The 2,220-nt window shown below is 40.8% G+C and carries 2 protein-coding genes; one reads left to right on the top strand and one right to left on the bottom strand.

The annotated features are described in order from the left end of the window. Window positions 1–163 precede the first annotated feature (163 nt). Window positions 164–1,366 (bottom strand): tetracycline efflux MFS transporter Tet(59), encoded by a 1,203-nt coding sequence (gene tet(59) / locus AKJ31_RS22190; RefSeq protein WP_001031679.1) that lies wholly within the window; start codon window positions 1,364–1,366, stop codon window positions 164–166. Between the two features lie 80 nt (window positions 1,367–1,446). Between tet(59) and tetR the strand changes: the two genes are divergently transcribed. Continuing rightward, window positions 1,447–2,049, top strand: a complete 603-nt coding sequence (gene tetR, locus AKJ31_RS22185; protein WP_000113092.1) for a tetracycline resistance transcriptional repressor TetR — start codon at window positions 1,447–1,449, stop codon at window positions 2,047–2,049. Window positions 2,050–2,220 lie beyond the last annotated feature (171 nt).

The following is a 2,220-nucleotide window of genomic DNA, read 5'->3' as shown; positions in this document are numbered from 1 at the left end:
CGTTTATTCTTCCTATACGTTCATTAGGTCATCTAGCCTTTCTTCCGCAGGTTTTGTTCTTGGTTTTTTAGGGGGTAATGTCATAGGGTTTGTCTCTTAATATCTTGTGCTAAAAGCAAATCTGATAGGGGTATCATAGCACTTAATATTGATATGCTAAAACTTAGCTCGCTGGTAGCTTCGCTATTTTAACTATCTTTTTGGTGCTTCTATAAAAAGATAAAATAAATACAATCAATAAAACATACATTATCGCACCAATCATCCATATCCAGCCATCCCAACTTGCCAGTGTTTGACCAAAAATAAAGCTAAATAATAATGGGCCGATCACCCCCGTCGTATTGGTTAAGCTGACTAGAACGCCTTGTAGCTTACCTTGGTTAGTTTGATTGACTTGAGCTGACATTAACCCCTGTAAGGCTGGTAGCGCAATACTGCCGCCGGCGAGTAAGATTAATGTAGGGTAAATCATCCAACCCTTTGTCAATAATGACAAAATAATGAATGCTGCTCCATCAACAACAAAGCCCACAATAATCGTCACTTTTTCATTGAATTTCTTGGCGATTGCGCCCGCTACAAATGCTTGGAACAAGGCATGCATGATGCCTAACCCCGCTAAAGATAGGCCGATCTCCATACTGCCCCATTGAAAACGATGTTCCGTAAATAACACCCATGTCGTTGCTGGAATTTGCCCTATCATTTGAGTCATAAAAAAGATAAATAACAATAGTATGACTGGCTTGATCACTTGCAGGAAAGGTCGCGAATTTTCTGCTGTTTCTGTGGTGTTTTTTTCAGTATTTTTGATTTTATTATCTTTAAATATCAACATAATAACTAAAAAAGAGAGCGCATTTAAAATGGCAGCAATAATAAAAGGAAGATGAGCTGAGAATTGCCCTGTAAAGCCGCCAATTGCAGGGCCAGAGATTAACCCGACACCAAAAGCCGCCCCTAAGCGTCCAAACCACTTAGTACGCTCTTGTGAAGCAGTATTGTCAGCAATAACAGAAGCGGCGACCGCACCTGTTGCGCCAGTAACTCCAGAAATTAATCGCCCAACGTATAGCATCCAAAGTGAGCTAGATAATGCAAGCAAAGTGTAATCCACAGCAGCGCCTGCAAGAGATAGTAGTAATATTGGTCGGCGCCCGAATTTATCAGACCATTTGCCAAGTAGAGGAGCAAAAAAAACCTGCATGATGGCATACAGTGCCAGCAGGATACCGTAATGATTTGCTAAATTTTCAGCCGACACGTATTCACGTAACAATGTAGGCAATACAGGCATGATCAAGCCGATCCCCATAGCATCTAGGGCGGTGATCGTTAAAGCGGTGATCGCAAATTTATTCATCGTTTTTTCTCTATCATTGATAGAGTTGGAATATATCCCTATCAGTGATAGAGTGTCAATAGAAAAAAAGAGAGGGCAGTATGGCGCGATTAGATAAAGAAACCATCATCACAGTGGCATTAGAGTTGCTAAATGAAGTGGGAATGGAAGGGCTGACAACGCGAAAACTAGCTCAAAAACTGGGCGTAGAGCAGCCTACACTATATTGGCATGTGAAGAACAAGCGCACATTGTTGGATGCATTATCTGTTGAAATGCTAAAGCGTAATCATCGTCATTCATTACCCGCAGTTGGGGAAACGTGGCAACAATTTTTACGTAATAATGCATTGAGCTTTCGTGATGCATTATTAAGTTACCGTGATGGCGCAAAAGTGCATTTAGGGACTCGCCCGAGTTCAGACCAATATGACACCGTAGAAATGCAGTTGCAGTTTATGGTGGACAATGGTTTTTCATTAAAATGTGGGTTATATGCAATAAGCGCGGTTGGTCATTTTACGTTAGGTTCTGTGTTAGAGCAGCAAGAACATATCGCAGCACTTAATGATAGGCAACAAATAGCAGATGATACGATGCCTCGACTATTAAAAGATGCTTTGCAAATTATGGATCAAGATGATGGCACAGAGGCTTTTTTATTTGGTTTAGAAGCATTGATTAATGGTTTCGAAAAGCAGTGATAAGGTGTCTGTGTTTTTAGGCTCGCACAATAGGGGGGATTTGTGCGAGTGGTGGATTTATTTAGAACATTGTTTTTCAATTTGGCGTTTTTGTTCTACCAATTTTTTAGCTGTTGCCATCGCGAGTTGTTCATCGGCTTGCATTTTTGCTAAACACAGTATTGCAAGGAC

It is taken from the genome of Vibrio hepatarius, assembly GCF_001274785.1.
In the GTDB taxonomy this organism is placed as follows: Bacteria; Pseudomonadota; Gammaproteobacteria; order Enterobacterales; family Vibrionaceae; genus Vibrio; species Vibrio hepatarius.
Note: the sequence above shows the minus strand (reverse complement) of the source record. Positions and strands in the feature narration are given on the sequence as shown.

Excerpts from the sequence above, each read along its gene's own strand:
- tetR (WP_000113092.1), top strand. The coding sequence starts at position 1,447 with ATGGCGCGATTAGATAAAGAAACCATCATCACAGTGGCATTAGAGTTG.